At 62.2% G+C, this 26,419-nt stretch carries 18 protein-coding genes, 1 tRNA gene and 2 pseudogenes; 9 read left to right on the top strand and 12 right to left on the bottom strand.

Translation table 11 applies throughout. The annotated features are described in order from the left end of the window. Complete coding sequence (locus ACX5I4_RS17750; RefSeq protein WP_461837803.1) at positions 1-1,017, bottom strand: asparaginase; 1,017 nt, start codon at positions 1,015-1,017, stop codon at positions 1-3. 221 nt (positions 1,018-1,238) lie between these two features. Here ACX5I4_RS17750 and purD point away from each other — a divergent pair, with 221 nt between their 5' ends. Together purD and ACX5I4_RS17740 are read left to right on the top strand one after the other, a co-directional pair. Next, complete coding sequence (gene purD, locus ACX5I4_RS17745) at positions 1,239-2,549, top strand: phosphoribosylamine--glycine ligase (protein ID WP_461838767.1); 1,311 nt, start codon at positions 1,239-1,241, stop codon at positions 2,547-2,549. A 3-nt stretch (positions 2,550-2,552) separates the two neighbouring features. Next, the gene (locus ACX5I4_RS17740) at positions 2,553-3,488 is read left to right on the top strand and encodes a phosphoribosylaminoimidazolesuccinocarboxamide synthase (RefSeq protein WP_461837802.1); all 936 of its coding nucleotides are present in this window, start codon (positions 2,553-2,555) and stop codon (positions 3,486-3,488) included. Positions 3,489-3,606: 118 nt separating this feature from the next. Here ACX5I4_RS17740 and ACX5I4_RS17735 read toward each other — a convergent pair whose 3' ends face one another. Further along, the gene (locus ACX5I4_RS17735) at positions 3,607-4,893 is read right to left on the bottom strand and encodes a helix-turn-helix domain-containing protein (protein WP_461837801.1); all 1,287 of its coding nucleotides are present in this window, start codon (positions 4,891-4,893) and stop codon (positions 3,607-3,609) included. A gap of 138 nt (positions 4,894-5,031) precedes the next feature. Between ACX5I4_RS17735 and ACX5I4_RS17730 the strand changes: the two genes are divergently transcribed. After that, entirely contained in the window at positions 5,032-5,292 is a 261-nt protein-coding gene (locus tag ACX5I4_RS17730; protein WP_461837800.1) for a hypothetical protein, read from the top strand. Between the two features lie 296 nt (positions 5,293-5,588). Here ACX5I4_RS17730 and ACX5I4_RS17725 read toward each other — a convergent pair. From ACX5I4_RS17725 to ACX5I4_RS17710, 4 genes and pseudogenes are all read right to left on the bottom strand, one after another. Next, positions 5,589-5,665 (bottom strand) — tRNA-Pro (locus ACX5I4_RS17725). A gap of 72 nt (positions 5,666-5,737) precedes the next feature. Continuing rightward, positions 5,738-7,555, bottom strand: coding sequence for an ABC transporter ATP-binding protein (locus ACX5I4_RS17720; RefSeq protein ID WP_461837799.1), 1,818 nt, complete (start codon positions 7,553-7,555; stop codon positions 5,738-5,740). Beyond that, entirely contained in the window at positions 7,552-9,381 is a 1,830-nt protein-coding gene (locus tag ACX5I4_RS17715; protein WP_461837798.1) for an ABC transporter ATP-binding protein, read from the bottom strand. The genes ACX5I4_RS17720 and ACX5I4_RS17715 overlap by 4 nt, the downstream gene beginning before the upstream one ends. Positions 9,382-9,697: 316 nt before the next feature. Continuing rightward, positions 9,698-9,994 (bottom strand): annotated as a pseudogene (locus ACX5I4_RS17710) (metallophosphoesterase); the annotation flags it as partial. Between the two features lie 323 nt (positions 9,995-10,317). On the opposite strand from ACX5I4_RS17710, the gene ACX5I4_RS17705 reads away from it, so the two are divergent. Both ACX5I4_RS17705 and ACX5I4_RS17700 read left to right on the top strand, forming a co-directional pair. Then, a complete protein-coding gene (locus ACX5I4_RS17705; RefSeq protein ID WP_461837797.1) occupies positions 10,318-14,232 on the top strand; it encodes a golvesin C-terminal-like domain-containing protein in 3,915 nt (1,304 codons plus the stop codon). A gap of 668 nt (positions 14,233-14,900) precedes the next feature. Next, entirely contained in the window at positions 14,901-15,347 is a 447-nt protein-coding gene (locus ACX5I4_RS17700) for a DUF2690 domain-containing protein (RefSeq protein ID WP_461837796.1), read from the top strand. A gap of 55 nt (positions 15,348-15,402) precedes the next feature. On the opposite strand, the gene ACX5I4_RS17695 is transcribed toward ACX5I4_RS17700, so the two are convergent. Next, a complete protein-coding gene (locus tag ACX5I4_RS17695; RefSeq protein WP_461837795.1) occupies positions 15,403-16,359 on the bottom strand; it encodes a metallophosphoesterase in 957 nt (318 codons plus the stop codon). After that, positions 16,352-18,663 (bottom strand): annotated as a pseudogene (locus tag ACX5I4_RS17690) (transglycosylase domain-containing protein). The gene ACX5I4_RS17695 and the pseudogene ACX5I4_RS17690 overlap by 8 nt, the downstream one beginning before the upstream one ends. A gap of 37 nt (positions 18,664-18,700) precedes the next feature. Here ACX5I4_RS17690 and ACX5I4_RS17685 point away from each other — a divergent pair. The 3 genes from ACX5I4_RS17685 to ACX5I4_RS17675 are packed head-to-tail and all read left to right on the top strand — an operon-like array spanning position 18,701 to position 20,324. Next, entirely contained in the window at positions 18,701-18,856 is a 156-nt protein-coding gene (locus tag ACX5I4_RS17685; RefSeq protein ID WP_009359196.1) for a DUF4177 domain-containing protein, read from the top strand. Positions 18,857-18,858: 2 nt separating this feature from the next. After that, positions 18,859-19,395, top strand: a complete 537-nt coding sequence (locus ACX5I4_RS17680) for a RidA family protein (RefSeq protein ID WP_461837794.1) — start codon at positions 18,859-18,861, stop codon at positions 19,393-19,395. Between the two features lie 17 nt (positions 19,396-19,412). Then, entirely contained in the window at positions 19,413-20,324 is a 912-nt protein-coding gene (locus tag ACX5I4_RS17675) for an NUDIX hydrolase (RefSeq protein ID WP_461837793.1), read from the top strand. 86 nt (positions 20,325-20,410) lie between these two features. Here ACX5I4_RS17675 and ACX5I4_RS17670 read toward each other — a convergent pair whose 3' ends face one another. Then, the gene (locus ACX5I4_RS17670) at positions 20,411-21,088 is read right to left on the bottom strand and encodes a Crp/Fnr family transcriptional regulator (RefSeq protein WP_011775987.1); all 678 of its coding nucleotides are present in this window, start codon (positions 21,086-21,088) and stop codon (positions 20,411-20,413) included. A 247-nt stretch (positions 21,089-21,335) separates the two neighbouring features. Between ACX5I4_RS17670 and ACX5I4_RS17665 the strand changes: the two genes are divergently transcribed. Further along, complete coding sequence (locus tag ACX5I4_RS17665) at positions 21,336-22,520, top strand: MarP family serine protease (RefSeq protein ID WP_461837792.1); 1,185 nt, start codon at positions 21,336-21,338, stop codon at positions 22,518-22,520. Between the two features lie 110 nt (positions 22,521-22,630). Here the strand turns inward: ACX5I4_RS17665 and ACX5I4_RS17660 are convergent, their stop codons facing one another. The 3 genes from ACX5I4_RS17660 to ACX5I4_RS17650 all read right to left on the bottom strand — a co-directional run bounded on the left by ACX5I4_RS17660 (position 22,631) and on the right by ACX5I4_RS17650 (position 26,394). Further along, a complete protein-coding gene (locus ACX5I4_RS17660) occupies positions 22,631-23,632 on the bottom strand; it encodes a DUF2332 domain-containing protein (protein ID WP_461837791.1) in 1,002 nt (333 codons plus the stop codon). Positions 23,633-23,657: 25 nt separating this feature from the next. Next, positions 23,658-24,122, bottom strand: coding sequence for a type II 3-dehydroquinate dehydratase (gene aroQ / locus ACX5I4_RS17655; RefSeq protein WP_461837790.1), 465 nt, complete (start codon positions 24,120-24,122; stop codon positions 23,658-23,660). 82 nt (positions 24,123-24,204) lie between these two features. After that, the gene (locus ACX5I4_RS17650) at positions 24,205-26,394 is read right to left on the bottom strand and encodes an alpha-galactosidase (RefSeq protein ID WP_461837789.1); all 2,190 of its coding nucleotides are present in this window, start codon (positions 26,392-26,394) and stop codon (positions 24,205-24,207) included. Positions 26,395-26,419 lie beyond the last annotated feature (25 nt).

Raw genomic sequence — 26,419 nt, 5'->3', positions numbered from 1 at the left:
TCAGTCCAGCAGCGCCGAAACGGCGTGGCCGAGGCGGATCCTGCCGACGGAGTGGCCACCGCCGAGGACCGGTTCCACCACCTTTTCGAGCACGCTGGAGACGCCGGGAATATCCACGGCGCCAGCAACAGCGAGAAGTGTCAAGCCAACCAGGGTAGCCGCACGGGGATTCCCATCCAGGATCTTCACCGCAACAGAGGCACCGGTGGGTGTTGCCAGGACCAGGACACCTTCCGCCCCGCCCTTGGCAAGCACTTCGAGTTCGTCCATGACGATGGTGTTCGCCTCGCCGCGGCCCTGCACTGCCCAGGGGTAGTCCAACATGGACGTGGCAATGGTTGCCGCGCGGGCATTGGAGCTCTGGTCCCGCGGGGCCCGCGCCAGGCGCGAATAGGCCCGCGCCAACCCGGTCAGGGAAAGCGCGGCGACCGGTGCTCCGCAGCCATCAATGCCGAGGTGCGCGATCTTCTCGCCGCTGTATTCCTCAATGACGGTCCGCACGCGCTGTTGCAAGGGATGGTTGGGTTCCAGGTAACTGCGAGTGTCCCAGCCATTCTCGGTGCACGCCCAGAGGAACGCCGCGTGCTTCCCTGAACAATTGGAAGCCAACTTGGACTTGCCGTGCTCGGAACGGATCAACCAATTGCGGGCAACTTCGTCCTGCGGCCACACCGAGGGGCATTGCAGCTGTTCTTCCCTGACACCGGCGGCTTTGAGCATTCCTTCCACCACATCCATGTGGTCCAGGGAGCCCACATGGCTGCCGCAGGCCAACGCAACTTGGGCGCCCCGCAAGGGCACGCCCGACTGCATCGACGCGAGCGCCTGGAAAGGCTTGAGCGCGGAGCGGGCGTAGATGGGGGTGGTGATGTCGCCGAGCCGGGTCACCACGGAGCCGTCACCGGAAAGGACCACGGCGGAACCGATGTGGCGCGATTCGATGAACCCGCTGCGTTCAATCACTGCCAGCTCGACGGCGGAATCAACGCTGAAGGTTTCATGCGAACTCAAGGGCATGATGCAAGTCTAGGGTGCAGCAACCGTCTTCCCGGGCTACTCCACGGTCACCATAACGGCCTGCCATCCCGAGGCTCCGTCCGGCACGGGACATGCCCCCTGCTGGCCCCGGGGAATGGGCATGTCAGTGTTATGTCCATTGCTCGTAACGAACGAGGGACATGTCCGGCGGAGGACACAGCTTAGGAGTCCTGCCCCCGCACAAAGTACCCTTGAAGACTGTGAAGGTACTCGTCATTGGCCCCGGGGGCCGCGAACACGCCATTGTCCGCTCATTGCTCAAAGATCCCAACGTTTCCGAGGTCCACGCGGCTCCGGGAAACGCCGGAATCGCCAAGCTGGTCCCCACGTACGCGATCGACGGCAACAATCCCGCCGCCGTCGCAGCGCTTGCGACGAAACTGGCAGTAGACCTGGTAGTCGTCGGCCCTGAAGCCCCGCTCGCGGCAGGTGTTTCCGACGCTGTCCGCGAAGCCGGCATTCCGGTCTTTGGGCCCAGCAAGGCCGCCGCCCAGCTAGAAGCTTCCAAAGCGTTCGCCAAGGAGGTCATGGCCGAGGCCGGAGTGCCCACCGCCATGGCCCGCGTGGCAACAAATGCTGCGGAGGCCGCTGACGCCCTGGACACCTTCGGCGCTCCGCACGTGGTCAAGGACGACGGACTGGCTGCCGGCAAGGGCGTAGTGGTCACCAACGATCGAGAGGAAGCCCTCGCCCACGCGCAGACCTGTTTCGACGCCGGTGGAACCGTGGTGATCGAGGAGTTCCTGGACGGACCCGAGGTCTCCTTGTTCGTGCTCTGCGACGGCCGCACCACTGTGCCGCTGTCCCCGGCACAGGACTTCAAGCGAATTTTCGACAATGACGAGGGCCCCAACACCGGCGGCATGGGCGCCTACACGCCGCTCGACTGGGCACCTGTTGGCCTGGTCCAGGAAGTCATCGACCGCGTGGCACAGCCCACCGTGGACGAGATGGCCAGCCGCGGCACACCGTTCGTCGGGGTCCTCTACTGTGGCCTTGCCCTGACGTCCCGCGGCACGCGCGTCATCGAGTTCAACGTCCGCTTCGGCGATCCCGAAACGCAGGCAGTCCTGGCCCGGCTCAAGACCCCGCTTGGCGCCCTTATGTTGGCAGCCGCCAAGGGCGAACTGGACCAGGCCGAAGAGCTGCGCTGGTCCAAGGAATCGGCCGTCGCCGTCGTTGTTGCCGCCGAAAACTACCCGGACACGCCCCGCACGGGGGACCGCATCCGCGGCCTGAACAAGGTGGACGCGCTTGAAGGCGTCCATGTCATCCACGCGGGCACCACGCTGGACGACGAAGGCAGGGTTGTTTCCGCCGGTGGCCGGGTGCTGGCCGTTGTGGCGCTGGGGACGGACCTCGTGGAGGCCCGCGAGCGGGCTTACGACGGCGTGGAGCTGGTCCAGCTCGACGGCGGGCAGTTCCGTACAGATATCGCCGGCAAGGCAGCTCGCGGCGAGATCCACGTGGTCTCCCAGGCCACTGGCTCCATCCCTAACGTGAAGGCCTGAACCATGCCTGAAAACAACGCAAACGGCCTGCAGACCGAAACTCTCGACCTCCCGGGCTGGAAGCACGTCTACTCGGGCAAAGTGCGCGATCTCTACGTCCCGGTGGATGACGTCAGCGGGGCCGAAACCGGCCAGGACCGCGTCTTGGTGGTGGCTAGCGACCGCATCAGCGCCTTCGACCACGTCTTGAGCAGCGAGATTCCGGACAAGGGCAGGGTCCTGACGCAGCTGAGCCTGTGGTGGTTTGAGCAGCTTGGCGTAGAGCACCACGTTTTGGCGTCCACGGCCGCCGAGGGAGTGCCAGCGGAAGTCGAGGGCCGCGCGATGATCTGCAAGCGGCTGGAGATGTTCCCCGTGGAGTGCATCGCCCGCGGGTACCTCACGGGTTCCGGCCTGGCCGAGTACCGCCAATCAGGAACCGTTTGCGACATTCCATTGCCGGAGGGCCTGGTTGACGGCTCGCGGCTTGGGCGCGCCATCTTCACGCCTTCTGCCAAGGCCGAGGTCGGCGAGCACGACGAGAACATCACCTACGACGACGTCGTCGCGATGGTGGGTGACGACATCGCCGCCCGCCTGAGCGAACTCACGTTGAAGATCTACACCCGCGCTGAAGAGATCGCCCGCAGGCGTGGCATCATCCTGGCCGACACCAAGGTGGAGTTCGGCATCGATGTCACCACGGGTGTCATCACCCTGGGCGATGAGGTCTTGACGCCGGATTCCTCGCGGTTCTGGGACGCTTCCACGTACGAGCCGGGCAAGGCCCAGCCTTCGTTCGACAAACAGTTTGTGCGCGACTGGTTGACCTCCGCGGAATCGGGTTGGGACCGCTCAAGTGACACTCCGCCGCCCGCGTTGCCGGCCGACGTCGTCGATAAGACACGCGCCCGCTACGTGGAAGCCTACGAAAAGCTGACCGGACGCACCTTCGCCTGACGCGCAGCGTCCAGCCCGGTGCTGCGAGCCAGCAAGCGTCGGCATGAGAAGAGCCCCGGACCGCCTGGTCCGGGGCTCTCGCCGTTGTACGGGGCTCTCCCGGTTGTACGGGCGGCGCTTAGCTTGCGCGAGAAGACTGGGCGCCGCCGCCGTGGCCTGCCGCCGCCCGACGTTCCGCCAGCCTGATTTCCAGCACTGAGTCCAACGCCTGTTGGACGCGGTCTGCCGCTCCCGCGGCGGTGAAATCACGTTGCGCTTCTTCAAGATGGACCAAGGCATCCTCGTTTTCGCCAGCCGCTTTGAGCGCTTTGCCGAGGAGGAAAGCGACTTCACCTGCGGTGTGGCGCGCCAGGACGTCACGGTCCGCGTGGATTTCACGCAACTTGGTGATGGCAGCCGGGATGTCCCCCGTCAGGTAGAGCCAGCGGGCGCGGATAAAGGCAACCTCCAACTGGTCCGTCTTATTTCCACCCACAATCGACAGCGCGAGTTCAGCCCGTTCGATCGCAGAAAGCGTCTCAGGCTCCACGATTCCCGAGGAGAGCCGGACAGCCGCAGAGGCCTTGTTGAAGCGGGCCCACAGCTCAATGTCATTGGCGGGGGAGAGCAGCTTGGCGGCACGCTCGTGGTGCTTGATGCCCTCGATGTAGTCGTGGCGCATGAAGGCCACGTTTCCCACTACCCATGCCACTTCGCCCGCGAGCTGTGACATCGAATGGTCGTCCATTTGGCTGTTCATGGCTTGGCAATACGTCCAGGCTTCGTCCAACCTGCCGCTCTCGGCCAGTGCCCCGATCAGCGCCCGATGCGCACCGATGATCAAGGTTGAGCCTTTGGGCAACTGCGCGGACAGCCTCACGGCTTCCATCGCGTGTTCGACGGCGGTGGCCAGCTGGCCTTGGCCGTGGCAGACCGCGGCAAGCATCTGCCGGGCACGGACTCCCAGGCCCGCGGATTCCGTGGCCATGGGGTGTTCCAGGAGATGCTGGATGATCTGCTGGCATTCCTTGAGTTGCCCCTGTTTCATGAGGCATTCGGCCTGCATGTACGTCATGTTCCACCAGGCACTGGTGTTCTTGGCTTCGAGGGCGATCTGGGCTGCGGTTAACGCGTGGCTCGCGGCAAGGGGATAGTCCCTCAGATCCCAGGCTTGCCTGGCGTACAGCCCCGCGAGCACGTATTCGGCGTCACTGACGGATACGGGCTGGCTCCAGGCCTCCAGGGCTTTTGGTGCAAGCTCGAGGCGCCGCGCGAGTTCTTCGATGACCTCGGCTGTGGGTTCCCGGCGGCCAGTTTCAAGAAGTGAAATGTAGCTGGGTGAGTAAAGGTCCCTGCCCAATTCAGCCTGGGTCAGCCCACGTTCGAGCCGTTCGGCACGGAGCTTTTCTCCGAATCCGTTCCCCACAGGTTCCTCCTAGAGGCTTGTCTTTGCGCTGTCTTTACGCGTACACCTTGACAGTCGCTGTGGAAAACATTTTACAATGAATGTCAACAGGGACCGCGTAATTTCCGTAACGAATCCGACTCGCATTGAGGAAAAATTATGTTGAAGAAGATTGCTGCAGCAGTCGCCTTGGCCGGCGCGCTTGCATGCTCCGCCGCGGCGCCAGCCGTGGTTTCCGCAGCCCCTGTGGCAGACACCGTGAGCACGGTGCTCAGCATTGGTAATTGGCCTGACCCAATGAGGGTCGCCCAGGCAATCGGCAACTGGCCTGACCCGATGAGGGTCTCGCAGGCTATCGGCAACTGGCCTGATCCCATGGTGGTGAGGCCGATGATCGGTAACTGGCCTGACCCCATGTAGGCGAAACTCAAGGACGGCTCCCGGGAACCGGGCAGCTGTCGGATAATTCAAATGAAGTGAAGAATCCCCGGGGTGTATAAAACCGACACCCCGGGGATTTCTTTTGCGCCGGGATCTGCGGGCCGTCATGGTATCTTCCGAGCCATTGCTTCGGGTTGTTAACAACACTTGTCTCTAAACCTCGGGCAGGCCCCAGGAAAACCGGTCATCGGAATGTTTTGGCGTTTTCCGGGCCCGGTCTAACACCTTGTTAAATAAAGATAGAAGGCCTTCCGAGTGGAAGACCTTCTATCAATTGGTCGGGATGACAGGATTTGAACCTGCGACCTCTTCGTCCCGAACGAAGCGCGCTACCAAGCTGCGCTACATCCCGATCCGCTGCGAAAGCAACTGTTCAAGAATAGCCGATGCCCGCCCGGATGCGAAATCGAACACGGTGCCGGAGTCAGACCAGCGAGTCCTTCCACGCGCCGTGTAAGCGAGCGAAACGCCCTCCGCCGCTGATGAGTTCGGCTGGGGCGCCGTCTTCCACGATGCGCCCCTCGTGCACCACCAGTACACGGTCTGCGGTCTCCACGGTAGAGAGCCGGTGGGCGATGATGATTGCGGTCCGTTCGGAATCCGATCCCGACAGGAGCCGGGACAGGCCGGCCTGGACCAGGCGTTCGGAGGGAATGTCCAACGAAGACGTCGCCTCGTCCAGGATGAGTACCGCAGGGGCGGCAATGAATGCCCGGGCGAAGCCGATCAGCTGCCTTTGCCCTGCAGACACGCGACCGCCGCGCTTGTTGACGTCGGTATCGTAGCCGTCGGGCAACGCGGAGATAAAGTCGTGCGCACCAACGGCCTTCGCGGCGGCTTCGATTTCGGCGCGGGAAGCCTCCGGCCGCCCCAGTGCGATGTTGTCTGCCACGGAGCCGCTGAAGAGGAATGCCTCCTGGGTGACCATCACGACGGCACGGCGCAGGTCCGCCGTCGAGAGCTCCCGCAGGTCAACGCCGTCGAGCGTCAATGAACCTTCGGTGACGTCATAGAAGCGCGCGATCAGCTTGGCGAAAGTCGACTTGCCGGCTCCGGTTTGCCCGACGAGCGCAACGGTCTGCCCGGCGGGGATGTGCAGGTCCAACTCGGGGACCACCACAGTGCCGTTGCCGTAGCCGAACTCCACGCCGCGGAAGTCGATCTCGCCACGCGCCCGGGGCAAGGGCACGGGGTTCTTGGGAGGCCGGACGGTGGGGACCTCCTGGAGCAGGCCGGACACCTTCTCCAACGCGGCCTGGGCGCTCTGGAAGGAGTTGTAGAACATCGCCATCTGGTCCACGGGCTGGAAGAAGCGCTTCGTGGAAAGGATCAATGCCAGGAGCACGCCCACCGCCAGCTCACCGGAGAGCACGCGGAAGCCGCCGAACAGCAGGACCACCGCAACGCACACATTGCCGATCAGGACCAGGCCCGGTTGGAAGATGCCGTTGAGGTTGATGGAGCGGACCGTGACCTTGCGGTAGTCCTCGGACAGCTCGGCGTAGCGCTCGGCGTTCTCTGGCTCCTTGCGGAATGCCTTGATGGCGCGGATGCCGGTCATGGTCTCCACGAAATGCACGATCAGCCGGGCGGAGACCACCCTGGATTCGCGGAAAGCGATCTGGGAATGCTTCTGGTACCAGCGGGCCAGGAAGAACATGGGCACGCCGGTGGCGAGCATGATGAGCCCGCTGCGCCAGTCCAGGGCGAAAACGGTGAATGCCGTGAACAGCATGAACAACAGACCGGAAGCCAACGAACTAACGCCCGAATCGAGCAGTTCGCGCAGTGCCTCAAGGTCCGAGGTCTGCCGGGCGATAATACGGCCCGAAGTGTACTTCTCGTGGAACTCCAAGCTCAGCCGTTGCGTGTGCCGGAACACCCGCAGCCGCAAGTCAAGGAGCATGGCCTGGCTCAGCTTCGCCGTGGACGTGACATAGAGGGCCGTCAGCACCGCTGTTGCGATGGCCGCCGTGAGATACAGGACTCCAGCCAGGAGCAATGGCACATTGTTCCCGGCGAGCAGTGAGGGCAGCGCATGGTCGATTCCGAAGGCGATGATCGCGGGCCCCGCCACGCGGGTGGCCTGCGAGAGCACCACCATGCCCAGCGTCAGCCAGAACCTCAACCGCACCGGGCGGATGAGCGAGCCCAACAACGCGACCGACCGCCGTCGTAATGCTTTGCTGTCGCTCCGGCTCAGGTGGGCGTTGTCTTCATTGGCGGTTCCGAAGGTGCTCATCGGCGGCCCTCCCCGGCTTGGTCCATGTGCTGTTCGGAATCCAACTCGTGTTCCAGTTCGTCCAGTTCGCGGTCGAGGTCCTTCGGACCCGCGTCGAGGCTCGCGATCACGTAGCGGTAGTGGGCGTTGTCGGCCAGGAGTTCCGTATGGGTCCCGACGGCGGTGATGCTTCCGTTTTCGAGCAGTGCCACGCGATCGGCCAGGGCCACGGTCGATGGCCGGTGGGCGACGATGAGCGTGGTGGTGTCCCGGAGGACTTCGCGCAGCCTGGCTTCGACGAGTTCCTCGGTGTTCACGTCCAGGGCGGACAGCGGATCATCCAACACCAGGACCTTCGGCTTCGCGGCGATGGCCCGGGCAAGGGCGATGCGTTGCCGCTGGCCGCCGGAAAGGCTCAGTCCTTCTTCTCCGATGAGGGTCTCGACGCCGTCGGGCAGCGAATACGCGAAGTGGGCCTGCGCGACGTCGAGCGCTTCGTCGAGGGCTTCCTCGGAAGCGTCGGGCGCGCCGAGCAGCACGTTGTCCCGGACCGAGCTGGAGAACAGCGTGGTGTCCTCAAAAGCGACCGCCACAACGGTCCGAAGCTGCTCGACGTTGAACTCGCGCACATCCACGCCGTCGATGCTCACGGACCCTTCGGTGACGTCGTAGAGGCGGGGGACCAGCTGAAGCAAAGCACTCTTTCCGCTGCCGGTGATGCCGACCAGTGCCATGGTTTCGCCGGGTTTGATGTCCAGGGTGATGTCGTGCAGGAGCCGGGCGCCGTCGTCGAACCCGAAAGCGGCTCCGTTGAAGCTCAAGGCCCCACGCAGTTCAGCCGGGGACAAGGGATTCGCCGGGTCCGTGATGGTGTTGGGCGTGTCCATGACCTCGAAATGCCGGTCCAAGGCCGTCTTGGCGGTCAGGGCCATGGCCAGGAGCATCCCGGAGAATTCCACGGGCGACGCCACAACGGCCGCCGTGGCGAAGAACGCAACGAGGGAGCCGATGCTGAGTTCGCCTGCGGACACCAACAGGATCCCCGCAACGAGCCCGATTCCGAGTGCCAGTTCCGGCAATAGAGTGACAATCAGGGTGAACGTCGCCTGGTGCTTGGCCTTGGTGATCTCGGTCTGCCTGAGCTCCTCGGCTTGCTCATTGAAGTTCTCCAGTGCTTCGCGGCTCCGGCCAAACGCCTTGAGCACGCGGATCCCGTGGACGGATTCCTCCACGGTGGTGGCGAGGTCGCCGGCCTGGTCCTGGCTGAGCCGGGTCACCAGGCTGAATCGGCGACGGAAGCGGAACGAAAAGACCATGATGGGCACGGCGGCCGCCAGGAAGATCAAGGCCAACTGCCAGCTCATGGAGAACATGACGACGACGCCGATCACCACCGTCAGCGTGGTCACCACCAGCATGATGGCCCCGAACGCCATCCAACGCCGCAGGAAGTTCAAATCGGTCATGGCGCGCGACAGCAACTGCCCGGAACCCCAGCGATCGTGGAAGGAAACGGTGAGGTCCTGCAGGTGACCGTAGAGGGACACCCGCATCCTGGTTTCCACCGTGGTTGCCGGATTGATGACGAACTGGCGCCGCAGCGCCACCAGCCCGGCCTCTGCTATGCCGAGGGCAAGAACTACGACGGCGGCGATCCAGACGGCGCTGCTGGAGCCGCCAGGGTGAAGGGAACCGTTGATCAAAACCCGCAGTACCTGGGGGATAGCAAGCGCCACGACGCTGGCCATCAGCGCGCTGAGCAGTCCCATGAAAAGCCGGGGGAGGATCGGTTTGACGTGCGGATAGAGACGTTTGACGGAGGTGAAGAATGAAGTCTGTTTGGCCATGCCCGCTTCTCGACAGCTTTGTCCCGGTGTTCCGCGCCAACCCGGCGCGACACTCGGATGTAGTTTCCTGTAGCAACTACCCTATGCCATTGCGTGACGGGATTCACAGCAGCATTGCGGTGCGTGATGGGAGGTATTGGGGGAGTGGGCGTGGGCGTGGGTCTGCACCGAGGGACATGCTCAACCTAGGCCGCCAGGAGTGGACATATCACTGTTATGTCCATCCTTGGCGCGGAGCGATGCGCATGCTCATCGGGGTGCGGTGGACATGTCCATCTTGGCGCGGCTAGATGGACATGCTCCGTGGTGGCGCTGGCTATTGGCGGGCCGTCAGCGTCAGCAGCACCGCTTCCGGCTTGCACGCGATCCGGACCGGGGCGAAGCGTGAGGTGCCGATGCCCCCTGAGACGTTGACCGGCGTCGTGCGTCCGTTGTTTTTCCAGTCATGCAATCCCTTTGCGCGCCAGGTGGGGAGATCGCAATTGGCAACCAATGCGCCATAGCCGGGGATGCAGATCTGGCCGCCGTGGGCGTGTCCGGCGAGGACGAGGTCTGCCGAGTCGTTTGTGAAGTGGTCCAGGACCCGCTGGCAGGGGGCATGGATCAGGGCGACGCGCATTATCTGGTCGTGAAAGACCGGATGGATTGGCCAGAGTCGTTTTCAGGTAGACAATTTATCCATCCATTGGATAAAGTATGCAGCGTTGTCACGTCGACCACGAACAATGCGCTTGACGAGTTCTTTGGGGGAGCTTTGAGACTATTCATCTGTGTAATGACGCCGATGCCGCAGGAGCCGGAGAGTTTGTTCCACACTGCTCGGCTCAGAAGCTTCGGTTCGGCTGGCCATGGGGTTGTTTTTGCCCACTCCGCTGTAAGTTTTGGACAGTCGTGAAGAATAAGGCGGCACGGCTGCGTGGAGCTATGAGCCCCCTGGTGAGCATCCTGATGCTCGCGCTAGTAGCCCCGATCATTCAGGCTCCTTCCGCATTGGCTTCAGAGAAAGCCGTCAACTTGCGGAAGACTGATCCGAATCCCGAACATAGCGACACCCTCGGGAAGAGAGCCAAAAAGCCGGGTCAGGTTGAAGCCAAGGATCGCGACTCCCGCCTTGGAAAGAACTGGAGCAAAAGCTCAGACCAAGCTTGGACAACCGTCGCAGACGAGAATGGCTTTCACATACTTCGGGCATCAGCAAAGGACGGTTACACCTGGCGGCCAATCGCAACCCTGAGTGAACCCCTTTTCAGCACGGATAAATGGATCGGAAACGCCTGCGCCACGGCTGACGGGCAGCACCTAGCCGTGGTCTACGCTCCGCGGGATTTCGCAAACTCTGAACAAGCTGCAAACCTAGGAGGTTTTGCGGCAACCGTCGATCTCACCACAGGTACTGTCAAACGTCTCGGACAAGGTTTCAACCTCGCGTATTACAACCCTGGCTGCGGTTTTGAAGACCGTTTCGTGCTTTCCCGCCAGGCCAAAGACAATTCCAAAACCCGTATGGTGACCGTGAGCGCGAAAACAGGAGTCGCTCTGGCTGACCAAGTGGTTCAGGGACACTATTCGTCCCCCATCCCACTTGAGAACGGAATTGTCGCGGCCGTGGCCGGATCGCTTCAGAGGATTGGGACGAATTCGGAACCTGCAACTCTGGTCACAACCGAAGGTGTCGGCTATGGACTAACTCTCGTCGGCGACGAACTGGCATACGTCGAACGAACCGGTGAAACGGCAACAGCCAAACTCACTCGCGTCTCATCCGCCATGACGAAACCTGACAAAGTCGCCCATGGTCCAGTCGCAGGCATGCGTCCTGTCCGCGACGGCGGCGGCCAGCTCTACATCACCGGCGCAGAAACAACCCTTGATGCGGTGAGGACTTCCAAAGGGGCGAAGGTCTCGTCCGCGCCTGCCGGCGCACAGCCCTCCTCACACGGAGAAATTGTCGTCAGTCCAACTACGTCTGTGTCCTCGACAAGACTGGACGGATCGCCGGGCAGGACCGAAATTACCGCAAAGTCGTTGGTGACAGGTGCCAGCCTTGAATTCAGTGCAGACACTGTTCCCGAGTCGGTGTACTTTGCTCCGGAAGTTCAAGGCCGTACTCTTCAACAAGCCGCGGCTCCGGTTTCGTCAGCGGATATTGCTGAGGCCGACAGGGTTTGCGCCGTTCCGCGGAACGACCTCCGGAACCAGGTCCTCCAGCCTAAACCGCGTCAAATCGAATGGACGGTGGACCAACTGGTGCAGCATTCATTGGCACTCTCCAGACCCGCCAACTGGAAGAATCTGAACATGCCCGCGTACGACGTAGCAGGGCTATTTCCGCAAGTTCCACTCGACGGTGGAGGGGATGTGCCGCCGCAAATCCTCCTGGGAATCATTGCTCAAGAATCGAACATGTGGCAGGCAAGCCGGTTCGCGATGCCCGGAGCGACGGGCAACCCGCTGATCGGCAACTACTATGGCACCACCCTTGCGGCCGCCGAAGACGATTCCTGGGGATGGGACTTTGCTGATTCAGACTGCGGTTACGGGCTTACCCAAGTCACAGACGGGATGAGGCTCGCAGGGCGAGAGGGCGGACTTGCACCCGCCTACCCTTATCAAACTCAGCGGGCAGTCGCTTTGGACTATGCAGTCAATATCGCCGCTGGACTCAGGGTTCTCCAGCAAAAATGGAATGAGACGAGATCAAACGGACTTGCCGTAAATGATGGTGATCCTGAGAAGATCGAAAACTGGTTCCTAGCCGTATGGGCCTATAATTCCGGGTTCCACTCAGACAAGAGCCAACCGTGGGGTGTCGGCTGGTTCAACAACCCGGCCAACCCGCGTTACCCGCAAGATCGCCTCGCCTTTCTCGACAACGGTCGCGCAGCTGATGCTTCGCATCCTCAGGATTGGCCCTATCCGGAAAAGGTCATGGGTTTCGCGGCAGCGCCACCGGCGCTCTACGAGAATCCGAACGACACCGATCCGGTTGCTGGATTTAGGCCTGCATGGTGGAACGGTGACGCAGGCAGCGATGGCACAAACAACACCGGTGCAATAAACCGGGCCGGCGTTAAGCCGCCGATCGACATGTTCTGTACGGCGGACATCGGCTGTTATCCCGGCACCCGCACTCAGCCTACGGCGCCAGGCCTGGCGGGTGAACCGGCTGGTCCGTGCCAGCACCGCAATGCTCAGCAAGAGTTCGACTTGCAATGCTACTTCCACGCCACCGCAGTTTGGAAGCAAAACTGTGCCTATAGCTGTGGTAGCGGGTTCATCCGGTTTCCCGAGGGTTGGGACTACCAAGCTGACGGCACCAGCTACACACCAAACTGCTCTAGGACGGGACTTCCTGCCGGCGCCCTCGTCGTCGACGACGTCCCGAATACGATACTGCCGGTAAGAGAAGGCTGCGCGAAGCAAACCAACTACGGCGGATTCGCGTTCACCTTCGGTCAGGATATTCATGGTCAACCGGTGGCGAAGACCGATCTGCATCAGCTCGGCGCGGGCTTCAACGGCCACTTCTTCTTCGCACACACCCGGGACAGCGTTAGTGCCCTCGGTGGAAGCCTGCATGCGACCGGGACGTGGACGTTGGACCGTTCTCTTCAACAATGGACTCGCATCTTTGTCCATTTGCCTGAACTTGCCGCTTGGACCCAAAGGGCTGCATACACCATCAACCTAGGGAACGGACAAACCCAAACACGGTATGTTCCTCAACGGGTAGGTACAAATAAGTGGGTCTCTCTTGGCGTCTTCCAAGTATCGGGAACTCCGAGTGTCTCTCTTTCCAACCAGTCAAGCGAGGGTGATGGCATCGACGATGTGGCTTGGGACGCAATCGCTTTCGAACCACTTGCCGCCAAGCCAAAGGACGTCGTCGTGGCCTTAGGAGATTCCTATTCATCAGGTGAAGGAACCGGCACCTACTACCCCGAGTCCGACAATAACGGTAAAGTCCCTGACGGACTCACGGAGAACCGCTTTCAGAACGCTTGCCATCGCTCTCAGGATGCATGGTCACGAAAAGCATCGCTTCCCGGAAGCAGTTCGACGATCGGGCAGAGGGCTGATAATAACGATCCGAGCCTAGATTTCCATATGGTTTCATGCTCGGGCGCAGTAACCCGAAATCTACTACCTGTCTACTCGGCGCCAACACCTCCAACGAATGTCTCGGGTGAATTTGGCAAGGGCCAGTGGAGGGAAGTCAGCCAGCTGGATTCCGGATACCTGGATCCGTCAACGACTCTGGTGACGTTGTCCATCGGCGGAAACGATGTCGGATTTGGCGAGATCCTGACGGCGTGCATCCTATTCTCACCGCACTGCATGCAAGACAAACCAAATGGAGAGTCTCAATCCAGGCTCGACAAGGCCATCAGCTATACGAATGGGCCGCTGGTCTTTAACACATTGCAGGTGCTTCGGGAGATAAAGAAGAAGGCATTCAACGCGCAAATCGTGCTCATGGGCTATCCCCTTGTTCTCGAACAAGTTGGGCAAGAGCCGTGGTGCATCCTGGAGACCAGTCCGGAGGAGTTGAAGGACTTAAAGAAGGTGTCTGAGAACCTCACCTCCAAACAGCAGATGATTGTTCAGAGTGCGAGGTCAGAGGGAATTAACGTCACCTTCGCAAATCCCGTGGCAGCTTTTGCCGGCAAGTCGGCGTGTGTCAATGGATCGGAACGTGCCATCAACCAACTATCCCTCGATCTCACGCCGGGTGAGTCGCCGATGTTCAACTTGTTTGGTTACCCTGTCGGCACGTCAGCACAATCTTTCCATCCGAATCAGAAAGGGACGAGTCTCTACGCCGACGTGCTGACCCAGGCTCTCAGATGAAACAAATATACGCAGCATTAACCGTACTGCTGGCGGGGATCGCATTGGGCCTTACGTCTTGCGCGAGCGTGTCCGTCGAAGAAAAGGCGCGGGCGGTCATCAAGGAGGACGCTGCTAAAGGACACGAAACTTTCACAGGAGTCATGACGACCACCGATCAAGAAGACCGTGGTCTCATTCAATCGCGGCTACAAGAACGCATGCGAGGCCTGTATTTGCTGACTTGGTCAGATGCTGGACGGCCAGAGGTCGATGTCTTCTTGCTGGAGCACGTGACCACCAGCGGCGGGTTTTGGGGGAAGCAAAGAACGGTCAGCGCTTGCGTCAGATATAGCTCTGACGGCCGTTCTCAATCTATGAGGTCGATAGATTGCCCAACATCCGGGCCTCAATCTGAGGTCACTGATGAACGAGTCGTCATTCCTTGATACCTTTCATTGGGGGAAGGGCTATGCGCTTGGATAAGGAATTCTGGCGGCTGAAAGTCGACTGATCGGGCGGTCCTGAATGGCGCGGTCGACGGATTCCGTTCGAGTTTAAGCGGCATTCGAATCAATCCTTAGCCAGAAGATTCTAGGTCAATTGAATATTGCCACACAGCATTAGTCTGATATCCTCTACTTAGTGATTTTTCCTGTCACTGAACCAAATAATATAAATGGGGGAATATGCGTAAGCGGAGAATTCTTGGGACGGTTGCAGCGATTCTTGCACTGGGGTTTTGGGCAGCGCCTGCGGCCAGTGCTTCGGAATGGCATAGCGGTAGGGATCCGATACAGACTGGATGCACATCGGGGTCATATGTCGTGGCCTCGTGGCCTATGGTGAATCAAAAATACAATCAGACTCAAGGCCAGATGCAACTTATGTATTCCCCAGGCTGCCAGACTAATTGGATTAATATCTATGGCAATGTTGCGGGGAACAAGTACGAGGCTTCCATTTTCAAGGGGACGGTCCCTGGTGGTGGAATGCACGCCCTAGTCAACAATGTTGGCTCCGACTATTCATACATGGTCTATGCGCCGGGAAGCACTTGCGTGACCGTGGGCTCAGACATTGCGGATATAGCCACAGGTGTTGTTGAGATGAATGATTTGCGCACTTTCTGCTGAAAGGGGCGTTGCTTTCTTATGCAGCGCAGTAGGGGCTTCGGCGTAGCCAGGGCCCCTACTGCGTCAGCGTCAGCAGCACCGCTTCCGGCTTGCATGCGATCCGGACCGGTGCGAACCGTGAGGTGCCGATACCGCCGGAGACGTTGACTGGCGTCGTGCGTCCGTTGTTTTCCCAGTCATGCAGGCCCTTGGCTCGCCAGGTGGGGAGGTCGCAATTGGCCACCAACGCGCCGTAGCCGGGAATGCAGACCTGGCCGCCGTGGGTGTGTCCGGCGAGGATGAGGTCTGCGGAGTCGTCCGTGAAATGGTCCAGGACGCGTTGGTAAGGGGCATGGATAACGGCAACGCGGAGGTGCGGACGGGAATCCTGTCCGGCAGTGCCGCGAGGCCAGCCCGCGTAGCGCTCCCGATTCAGATGAGGATCGTCCACACCGGAGAAGTCGAAACGGATCCCGTTAATGGGCAGGGACTGGTTCCTGTTGGTCAGATCGATCCAGCCGGACATCCCGAAGCCCGAACGAAGCCTCGGCCAATCAAGCTCGACGGAATCATTCCTGAGCCGCGAGGGGCCCCGGAAGTATGCGGCGGGATTCTTGAACCGAGGAGCGTAGTAGTCGTTAGAGCCGGGGACGAAGACACCCGGGAACTTCAACAGCGGCCGCAATGCATCCAACAGCGGAACGACCGCATGGGGGTGGCTGAGGTTGTCGCCGGTGTTCACCACGAGGTCTGGTTCGAGTGCCGCGAGCGAACGCAACCACGCCGCCTTCTTTCGCTGGCTCGGAACGAAATGGATGTCGCTCAAATGCAGGACCCGGAGGGGAGCCGATCCTTCGGGGAGGATGGGAAGCGTCTCTTCGCGGAGCACGAACTGGTTCTTCTCCCAGAGACCATAAGCAAGACCCGCGACGCCAGCAGTAGCGCCTGCGCCAGCAGCTACGGCAAAGCCGCGTCCGATGCTTCGGACGCGGCCTGCCAGCGATTCAATGGCGGGCTTGGAGCCGCTAGCCATTCTTGTTCCCGCCACCGTTGCCGTTCCCATTTCCGTTGCTGCTGGGCGGGGTGCTCGGCTGGGTGCTCGGTGAAGTGTTGCTCGGAGCGGGGCGCGGGACACGGGAGCGTCCAGAAGGTTCGACGGCGGGGCCGGGAACGGGTTGGTTCCATAAGCAGGGGCCACTTGGGACATGTAGTTGGAGAACTGTGGCCCGGCGATCATGTAACCGTCAACGTTCGGGTAGAACTTGCCGTTGATGGTGAGATTGCGGCCGTAGCGGGTTTGGCCGCCCAAGGGATCGCCAAACCAGCTGGCCGTTGCAAGTCCCGAGGTGTAACCGACCACCCAGGTTGAGCCGTTGGTGTCGTTGGTTCCAGTCTTGGCAGCAATGGGGAAACTGGTCTTGGTAGAAATCCGCGGCTGGATCAGCGAACCAGAACCCTGGTTAAGAACCTCTTGCATGGCATAAGCAACACCATGCGCCACCTCGGGGGTGACAGCGTCGCGACAGTTGGGGGACTGGGCGGGCAGTTTTGCGCCCGACTGGTCCGTCACGGACGTAATGGCGATGGGCTCACAGTACTTGCCGTTGTTGGAGAATGTCGCCATCGCACTCGCCATGGTCAGCGGCGCGGTCTGTGTGGAACCAATCAGGTTTGCCAGTGTAGTCATGGGAACCTTCGGATTGGGATCCGCGATCTTCCCGTCTTTGTCCAAGACGGCCTTGCCATTCTGGTCACGGGTTGGGTTTCCGCCGTGGATTCCGACAGCGTCCACGATCTTCTGGATGCCACAGAGATCCAGCTGGGAAGCAGAAGCAAATGTTGCCGTATTGATGGAGTTCATGAGCCCATACAGGACCGACATGGAGCGGTAGTGGACTTCGTCCGAGTTCTGGAGATCCACAGTTCCGCGGCTGCTGTCATACGAGCCATCGGTGGGAGTAGGGCAGGTGTTCCGCCAGGGGAAACCCGGCGCATAGCGCCGGACGGCTGCGTTGATGGTGGTATTCATCGACTTGCCCTCATTGAGCCATTCAGCAAACGTGAAGGGCTTCATGGTGGAACCAGGCTGGAAGCCGCCCAAACCGTTGAGGTCGTTGCCTTTGGAGTCAACTACATCCACATTGAAGTTCTGTGTCTGGTCGAACTTCCCCGCGGCGGGAAACCACACGGTGTTCTGGGCCATGGAAACTATCTTCCCGCTTCCTGGCTGGACCGAGACGATGCTGGCCCCCCACTTATCCGGGTTGGCGCCGGTGGTGCCGTCAACCTGTGCCTGGGCAACGGCCTGGGCCTTGGGATCCAGCGTGGTTTGGATGGTGAGACCACCTCGCGAGACGCGGTTGGCGCGCTCGTCGGGCGTGGCGCCGTACGCCGGGTTGTTGAGGAGCAAGTGCAGCACATAGTCGCAGAAATATGCAGCGGTGGGGGAGTAGGGGCAGCCCTGCCGAGGCTGCGTGACCTTGGTGGTCACCGGCGTCGCGATGGCTGTGTCGTAGTCCGCCTTCTTGATCTTTCCCTGATCCAACATGAGGCCCAATACCAGGTCGCGGCGCTGCTTAGCGTGGTCCGGGTTGGTGATCGGGTCATAGTAGGACGGGCTGTTGACGACTCCTGCGAGCAACGCGGCCTGCGGCAGAGTGAGGTCCTTGGCGCTGGTGCTGAAGAAGAGCCTCGAAGCGGCCTCGATGCCGTACGCATCCTTGTTGAAGAAGACAATGTTGAGGTAACCCTCAAGGATCTGCTGCTTGGAGAACTTCTTCTCGAGCGCGATGGCGAGTTTCATTTCACGGAGTTTGTCGCCCACGCCCTTGTTGACGCCGTTGAGCTTGACGTCGGCTGCCTTGTCCTGGGACACGAGGGACTCGTTGATGACGTTGTTGACGTACTGCTGGGTGATGGTGGAAGCACCCTGCTTCTGGCCGCGCGCCGTGCTGACGATGGCGCGCATGATGCCAGTGGCGTCGATGCCGCCGTGCTCGTAGAAACGGCTGTCCTCGACCGCAACGATCGCGTCCTTGATGTTCTGACTCATCTGGTCCAGAGGGACCCGCGTGCGGTTCTCCGAATAGATGGAGGCGATCTGGCTGCCATCGGCAGCAAGGATGGTGGTCGCCTGGCTGGGCGGATTCACCTGGAGCTCCGCCGGCAGCGTGTCAAAGAACTGAATGGAGCCACTGGCCGCACTGCCTGAAACGGCGGCGGCGGGGACCAGCAGGCCCGCCACCAGGACACCACAAATAGCGCTCACACCAAGGAATCCGAGGATCTTTCCGAGAGTGGTGGCAGTGTCGAATAGAGGGTTCCTACGAGTCACCATGTTCTCCACTTTACCGGCAAGGGCTAGTCTTTCTTTCATGACCAAATGGGAGTACGCGACGATTCCGCTCATCATTCACGCCACAAAGCAGATCCTGGACCAGTGGGGAGAGGACGGCTGGGAGCTCGTCCAGGTTGTTCCCGGACCCGATGGAAACGGACTTGTTGCATACTTGAAGAGGGAGAAGCAGTAACTATGACAACCCCCGCAGAAGCCACCATTGGCGCGGATTCCACAGCTCCGGCATCCGCCGTCGAGCAGCGCCTTGCCGAACTCGGTTTGACCCTGCCGGCAGTTGCCGCCCCGGTCGCGGCCTATGTCCCGGCCGTCGTCTCCGGCAACCACGTTTACACCTCCGGACAGCTGCCCTTTATTAACGGCAAACTTGAAGCTACGGGCAAGGTCGCCAGCGGTGAAGAGGGCCTTTCGGACGAGCCGACAGTATCTCCGGAAGACGCTCAAAAGTACGCAGCCGTCTGCGCAGTCAATGCCTTGGCCGCCGTCAAGAGTGTCATCGGAGACCTCGACCGCATCACGCGCATCGTGAAGGTAGTCGGCTTCGTGGCCTCTGATGCCTCCTTCACCGGCCAGCCTGGTGTAATTAATGGTGCATCCGAGCTCCTCGGGCGTGTCTTCGGCGACAAAGGGCAGCACGCGCGTTCCGCCGTCGGTGTTGCAGTCCTTCCGCTTGACTCTCCCGTCGAGGTCGAGTTGATCGCTGAATTCAGCTAAGGAACCGGTTCACTCAATTGCCACAACTAGCCCGACGCCTGTTTGCGTTGCCCCCCGAACTCGAAGGGGCGGCACAGAACTGGCTTCAGCTCGGCGAACAGACCCCCCGCGCCGCGCGTTACGCATCATCTGTTGTTCTGCTCCGCGATTCGCCCACCGGCCTGGAGACGTGGATGGGTTACCGTCCAGGCTCCTCGCCGTTGGGTGTCGTCGCGTTTCCCGGCGGCTCGCTGGAACCCACCGACGACGACGCCCTCGGCTGGCTCGGCCCCTCGCCCCAGCATTGGGCTGAGGCGCTCGGGACCACCGACGTCGGACTTGCCCGCCGCCATGTTGTGGGCGCCATCCGCGAACTGTTCGAAGAGACCGGTGTTTTGCTGGCCGGTCCGGACCTGTCCTCCACTGTGGAGGCAACGTCCACGCCCGAGTGGATGAAAGCCCGCGAAGCAGTGGCTGCCCAGGACAAGTCGTTCACGGATGTGCTGGCCAAGCGTGGCTTGTCGCTCCGGACGGACCTGCTCAAGCCACTCGTCAACTGGCTCAGCCCTGACTTTACGCACAGGCGCTTCAACACCCGCTACTTCGCGGCCACGCTTCCCGTGAACCAGCATCCCTCACTGCTTACGAGCAAGGGCGTTTGGGGCCGCTGGGTATGCGTTTCAAAACTCATCGACGAGCGCCAGACCACGGCTCTTGGAGACGAAATCGGCCAGGAAAACACAACGGGCCTGACGCTGGGCCAATTGCTGGTGCCGGGATCGGAGATCATCCTGGAAAAGATGGCCGCTGCCCAAGGCTGCATTGCGTACCTCAGCTACAAACGCAAGCCGCATATGTACCAGCCGCGGCTTGTCGAAGAGGATGGCACACTCATGCTCGAAGTCGAAGCGGCCAGGACGGTTTCAGGGGAGCCGCAGCGGGAGCGCTGACGACGCGCAAATCCGCTGGCGATACGAAAAATGCCTGGCGACTCCGGAATTCCGGTATCACCAGGCATTTTTCGTATCGCAGGAAACTAGCGGGAGCGCTGGCGGAGGCGCTGCATGTCCAGGATGACAACTGCGCGGGCTTCCAGGCGGAGCCAGCCGCGCTGGACAAACTCGGCGAGGGCCTTGTTGACGGTTTCGCGGGAAGCGCCGACCAGCTGGGCCAGTTCTTCCTGCGTGAGTTCGTGGGCCACCAGAACGCCGTCGGTGGCGGGCCGGCCGAAGCGGTCGGCAAGGTCCAGCAGGGCCTTGGCGACGCGGCCCGGTACGTCCGAGAACACGAGGTCGGACAGGGAGTCGTTGGTGCGGCGTAGGCGGCGGGCAAGTGCCTGCAGAAGCTGTGCGGATACCTCAGGACGCGTGCGGAGCAGGGCGTTGAGGCTTTCGTTCTTCAGACCGGCCAGACGCGTCTCGGAAACGGCAGTGGCCGTCGCGGTCCGCGGGCTGGGGTCGAACAAAGCCATTTCGCCGAAGAGCTCGCCCGGGCCAAGGATGGCCAACAGGGATTCACGGCCGTCCGGGGAGGTCCGGCCGAGCTTCACCTTGCCGGACACGATGAAGTAGAGCTGGTCACCCTGATCGCCCTCGCGGAAAACGGACGCTCCACGTGAAAGGTCCACCTCGGTGAGTTCGTCCGTCAGCAGACGGAAAGCGTCGTCGTCAAGGGTCGCGAAGAGGGGCGCGCGGCGCAATACCTCGATGTCCATGAAATCTCCTGAGTAAAAGTTCGGCTGTGGCGCTTCAGCCATTGTTTCAGAATTTTGTCGCGTCTGTGACGTACTTGGCAGCCGAAACGCCCTAAATCACGCGGAAGAGGCCCAAATTCGCGCCCCGACTGGCCCGGAATGCTCCGCTAAGGGACCGCTTTGCGATGCGGTTGGCGGCCGGCTCGTGAGGGGAAGCTGTCAGGCTGTGCATCTACAATTGGGGCTTACTCGGCTGTGAGGAGCTTTGGTGTTCGGCTTGACCATATTGGACCTGGCGTTGATTCTGACGCTTCTTTCCTACCTGATCTACGGACTGCGCAACGGCTTCTTGGTGACCCTCGGCGGTATCGCCGGCTTCGCGGCGGGAGCAGTGGCAGCCTTCATCGCCGTTCCGCTCGTCGGCGACTGGGTGAAGGACAGCGGCTGGAGGCTGACGGCCATTATCGGCTCGGCTGTAGTGCTCATCGTCCTGGGGCACGGGCTGGGCACATGGATCGGCCAGAAGGTCCGCAGGGCGGTGCGGATCCAGCCGTTGAACGCCCTGGACCGCCTGCTTGGTGGTTTCGTTAGCCTGGTGGTCGCGGCCCTGGTGATGTCCATGTTGGCGTTCAGTATCGGCTCCTTGGGTGTGCCGTTCGTTTCGCAGCAACTCGCCGATTCCAAAGTGATCCGCTTCATCGACACCATGACGCCCACACCCGTCAAAGCCGGCGTCGCCCAGCTGCGTTCCACCGTCATGGGCAACGGCATTCCCCACATCATCGAAGGGATCGGGCCCGTTACCCCGTTGCCCATCCCGAACACCAGCACAGACACCCCCGCGCTCAACAATGCGGCCCACTCGGTGCTGAAGATTGCCGGCACGGCCTATCAGTGTGGCCAGAACCAGACGGGCTCCGGATTTGTCGTCTCTCCTGGCCGCGTGGTGACCAACGCGCACGTCGTCGCTGGCGTGTCCCAGCCTGTGGTGGAAATCCCCGACGGCGGCGCGTTGCCAGGCCGAGTGGTCTACTTCGACAGCCAACGCGACCTCGCCGTGCTCGCCGTCGACGGTCTTCCGACGGCGCCGCTGCAGTTGAGCGCCGATCTGCCGGCCGGCTCGCCCGCGGCCTTCGCCGGCTATCCCCACGGCGGTCCCTTCCAGTCCAAACCGGCCGCGGTAGAGGGCATCTCCACCCTGCTGGTCCCGGACATTTACGGCAACAACCCTTCACCCGAGCAGGTCTACAAGCTTGCCGGTGACGTGCAGCCAGGCAACTCCGGCGGTCCCCTCCTGACGACAGAGGGCCAGGTGGCCGGCGTGGTGTTCGCCAAGACCACTTCGGACGTGGCCGTGGGCTACGCGCTCACCATGGACGAGCTCTCGCCAGTGGCCCAGCAGGCACCGTCCCTGAGCTCGGCCGTGTCGCCGGGCCAGTGCACCAAGAAATAGCCCCACTCACCAAGGGACATGCTCAGCGCTGGATCTGAGCAGCGGACATATTGCGTTTATGTCCAGCGCAGGCCACGAAGAATGAGCACGTCCCCAAGGATCGTGCGCGCCTAGAGCCACTCCAGGCTCTGGCCGTGCGGGCCGGTGATGGCTGTCGGTACACCGTTGTGCATGAGGAGGAAACGGCCGAGCAGCCGCTCTTCGGGCATCTCGGGGACCACACTCGAACCGTCTTGCTGGTCGATGACCTTGTGGCCTTCGTTCGAGAGCCAATGGCAGCCTCGGGCCGCCGCAAGCTCGGAAATGGTGGCCCGGAACCGCCCCCGCTCCCGGGCATCGAGATACCCGAGCACCGCGCTGTGGAAGACCACCAGGGTGGAATCCGCGGGTGCTTGACTTGCCACGTCAAGCAACTTGTCGTTGAGGTCGCCGGCCACCAGCAAAGGCGGATCCTGGCGGGCGATCGCAATCGCCTGGTGGAGCCGCTCCCGGCGAAAGTCCTGCTCGGGCCAGATCAGGGCGTCGAGCCACGCGACGTCGTCGGGATTCGTCACGTCCAAAGGGTTCAGGTCGATGCCTGCCCGCCAGCTGACGTGCGGCAACCGTTCGGGGATGGGGACCGGCCCCGAATCGGCACAGCGGAGTACCGGAGCATCCGCGTCGGCGCGGCCTATGCGCTTTTGCCGGGTGCCGTCGTCGTACTCGTAGCGGTATTTGTCCGGATACAGCGTGAGTCCGGCAGAGGCCCCCACTTCCAGGAGCGCGAGCGGTTTCCTTTCCGCCGCAGCGATCAGCGCCAGCGACGGCAGGAGTGTGGCGCAGCGCCCCGCTTCGTTGGTCTGCGTGGCGCGTGAAAGCACGGTCCGGGAAACATCATCCCAGTGGGTATCCAGGAAGCTCCGGAACTCCGGATAGGGGCTGACCCGGGCACCGAGGTAGCGGGCGGCGGCGAAGAGGAGAATGGGTTGCCGCTTGCTGTGCGGCCATTGCTCGATCCGGGCAAGAAGCTCTGGATCATCGGCCGCGGCAAGGGCCCAGCGGGCGTAGCAGTCCGATGAGCCGGGCGCGTCGAACGTGCCGAAGTGCCGGTACCAGTCAGCCGTACCGCTCACGGTGACCACGCTCAGTTCGACACGTCTAGACCGCGGTGGCGAGGTAGTCGATGGCCAGCTTGTAGCCCTGGACTCCTGCGCCGACGATCACCGCTGAGCAGACGGGGGAGAGGTAGGAGTGGTGCCGGAATTCCTCGCGCTGGTGCACATTGGTGATGTGGACCTCGACGGCGGGAAGCTGCACCGCGGCAAGGGCGTCGCGGAGTGCCACGGAAGTGTGCGTGTACGCGCCTGCGTTGATGACGATCCCGACGGCGGTTCCGCGCGCGCCGTGGATGGCGTCAATGAGGTCACCCTCGTGGTTGGACTGGACACAGTCCACGGTGAAGCCGTTGGCTTCCGCGGCTGCCATGGCAAGCTGTTCGACGTCGGCCAAAGTGGACGTGCCGTACTTTTCCGGCTCGCGCGTTCCCAGGAGGTTCAGGTTGGGGCCATTGAGGACGAGGATGGTGCCGCGACCGGCTTCGGTGGCGGTGGGAGCTTCAGTCATGACTCCCAATCTATAGGTGCGCCGAGCCCGCCCGGTGTTTCTTACGCTGCCGCGGGCGGCATAAGAAACACCGGGCAGTTGCCTATACCGCGGTGATGCGGAGCAAAAGAGCATGCTCCGGGTTCAGGACCGGCATGGGAAGCCCTACCTCTGCCAGGAACCGGCCGCTCGCCTTGGCACCCGAGGGCAGCCACGCCGGTGGCTGCACCTGGGTGAAGGTGCGGGCGTAGTCGGCGTCGCTGGGGGCCGGGAAAATGGCTTCCACCGTGTAAGAACGATCGGGGTCGAGGCCCGGAATCGCTATCCGGCCGGGTTGTTCGGCGAAGGACGTGCGGGTACTGACGACGGCGAACAGGGCGGACGCAGCGTCGCCGGCCACTACGCCGTGCAGCATCAGCGACTCGTCGGGCAGGTCCGCACGGACCATCCGCCCACTGTGGATGAGCCCCCGGTGCTCTTTGTAGAGGCCAATGAATCGCTTGAGCTCTTCTCGCTCGGCGCCCTGTACCTGACGGACATCCCATTCCATGCCGAAATGCCCAAACAGCGCGGTGATCGCGCGGAAGGAGAGATCATGCGTGCGGGCCGTGGTGTGCGAGGTGGTGGGGCCGATGTGCCCGCCCACGAGTTCCGGGGGAACCACGACGCCGGTCCACCGCTGGATGGTCTGCCTCTCGAGGGCGTCGTTGCAGTCCGATCCCCAGATCCGGTCGGTTCGCTCGAGGATGCCGAGGTCCACCCGGGCGCCGCCAGAGGAACAGCTTTCGATTTCGACGCCGGGGTGGGCCTTGCGGAGCTCGTCGAACAGCCGGTAGGCGGCCAGGGTCTGCTCGTGGACGGAGGCGCGGCCTGCGTGGCCGTGCTCCAACAGGTCCCGGTTCTGGTCCCACTTGAGGTAGCTGATGTTGTTTTCCCGCAGCAGGGCGTCGATCCGGTCGAAGACATACTGCCAGGCAGCGGGGTTCACGAGGTCGATAATGTGCTGGTGGCGCCATTCCAGGGGCAGACGGCCGCCGTCCTTGTGGGACAGTGCGGCAGGACCCACCACCCAATCCGGATGTGCCCGGGCAACATCGGAATCCAGGTTGATCATTTCCGGTTCCACCCAGAGCCCGAACTCCATGCCGTGGGAATTGACGGCTTCGATCAGCGGCGTCAGTCCATCCGGCCAGAGCGTTTCGTCGACGTACCAGTCGCCCAAGCCGGAGTGATCGTCGCGGCGGCCGCGGAACCAGCCGTCGTCGAGCACGAAGCGCTCAACGCCGAGCTCGGCAGCGGATTCCGCGAGCTCGATCAAGGTGTCCAGCTTGTGGTCGAAGTACACCGCTTCCCAGGTGTTCAGGACCACGGGGCGGGGCTTGCCGGCGGGGAGTCCAGTGGAAGCCGCGGGGAGGACGTGATGAGGACGGGACCGGAACCAGCTGTAGAAGGCTTCGCTGATGCCATCCAGGCCGCGATCAGAGTAGGCGGCAAACAGGGTGGGGGTGGTGTAGCTTTCGCCCGGCTGGAGGACCACTTCTGCCGGTCCCAGGAGCTCCGAGCCGCCGATCATGGTGCGGCCGTCTGCCACGGTGTCGGCGAACTGTTCGTGGTTGCCGCTCCACGCCAAGTGGGTGGCCCAGACCTTCCCGTGGCGATTGCCGAATCCGGCGGTTCCCGCCGCGAAGAGCAGCGAGGAATCGTGCCCCGTCCGGCCGTGGCGTCCCGTGCGTACCCACGTGCCTTGCTGGACGGCGCGGCGCTGGGGGTGTCGCTCGCGGCACCAGCGTCCGGTGAGGTCGAGGAGCTCGACTGCGTCCGGCCCCACCGGGAGGACGGTGGCGAGCTCGTCGAGCTGGAAGGGGGATGTGCCGTCGTTGACGGCCGTGTGGCGAAGCTCAAGGAGTCCGCCGGGGTGAAGCGTCAGGGCGGACGTCACGGTGATTCCGGCGTCGGGATCCTTTTGGACGATCGCTGCAGACGCGACGGCGGAGCTGCCTTCAGCGTGGACGTCCACCACGCGGAGCCGGACCGAAAAGTCCAGGCCGGGGACGCCGTCGGCGATTCTGTGGCCGCGCAGGCCCGGACGGCCCTGCCAGGCAGAGGAGCCTTGCGGGAGAAGCGCTGCCGGCACGGTGGCGTCGACGGCGGAGTGCGGGATGGGTTCGCCCAGGATGGCGAGGTCCGGGAGCATGCTGCCGAGGTCGGCGCCCCAATGGATGACCTCGGCCTCTCCGCTGTTGAAGCTGACCACCAGGCTTGTGCCGGTGGAACGGAGGTGGAGCGGGTCCATGAGCGGTTCACTTTCGGGAGTTGTT

The sequence above is a fragment of the Arthrobacter sp. MMS24-S77 genome (assembly GCF_054888235.1).
Note: the sequence above shows the minus strand (reverse complement) of the source record. Positions and strands in the feature narration are given on the sequence as shown.

Coding starts and splice junctions, on each gene's coding strand:
- ACX5I4_RS17750 (WP_461837803.1), bottom strand. CDS start 1,017: ATGCCCTTGAGTTCGCATGAAACCTTCAGCGTTGATTCCGCCGTCGAG.
- ACX5I4_RS17740 (WP_461837802.1), top strand. CDS start 2,553: ATGCCTGAAAACAACGCAAACGGCCTGCAGACCGAAACTCTCGACCTC.
- ACX5I4_RS17730 (WP_461837800.1), top strand. CDS start 5,032: ATGTTGAAGAAGATTGCTGCAGCAGTCGCCTTGGCCGGCGCGCTTGCA.
- ACX5I4_RS17720 (WP_461837799.1), bottom strand. CDS start 7,555: ATGAGCACCTTCGGAACCGCCAATGAAGACAACGCCCACCTGAGCCGG.
- ACX5I4_RS17715 (WP_461837798.1), bottom strand. CDS start 9,381: ATGGCCAAACAGACTTCATTCTTCACCTCCGTCAAACGTCTCTATCCG.
- ACX5I4_RS17700 (WP_461837796.1), top strand. CDS start 14,901: ATGCGTAAGCGGAGAATTCTTGGGACGGTTGCAGCGATTCTTGCACTG.
- ACX5I4_RS17695 (WP_461837795.1), bottom strand. CDS start 16,359: ATGGCTAGCGGCTCCAAGCCCGCCATTGAATCGCTGGCAGGCCGCGTC.
- ACX5I4_RS17685 (WP_009359196.1), top strand. CDS start 18,701: ATGACCAAATGGGAGTACGCGACGATTCCGCTCATCATTCACGCCACA.
- ACX5I4_RS17680 (WP_461837794.1), top strand. CDS start 18,859: ATGACAACCCCCGCAGAAGCCACCATTGGCGCGGATTCCACAGCTCCG.
- ACX5I4_RS17670 (WP_011775987.1), bottom strand. CDS start 21,088: ATGGACATCGAGGTATTGCGCCGCGCGCCCCTCTTCGCGACCCTTGAC.
- aroQ (WP_461837790.1), bottom strand. CDS start 24,122: ATGACTGAAGCTCCCACCGCCACCGAAGCCGGTCGCGGCACCATCCTC.
- ACX5I4_RS17650 (WP_461837789.1), bottom strand. CDS start 26,394: ATGGACCCGCTCCACCTCCGTTCCACCGGCACAAGCCTGGTGGTCAGC.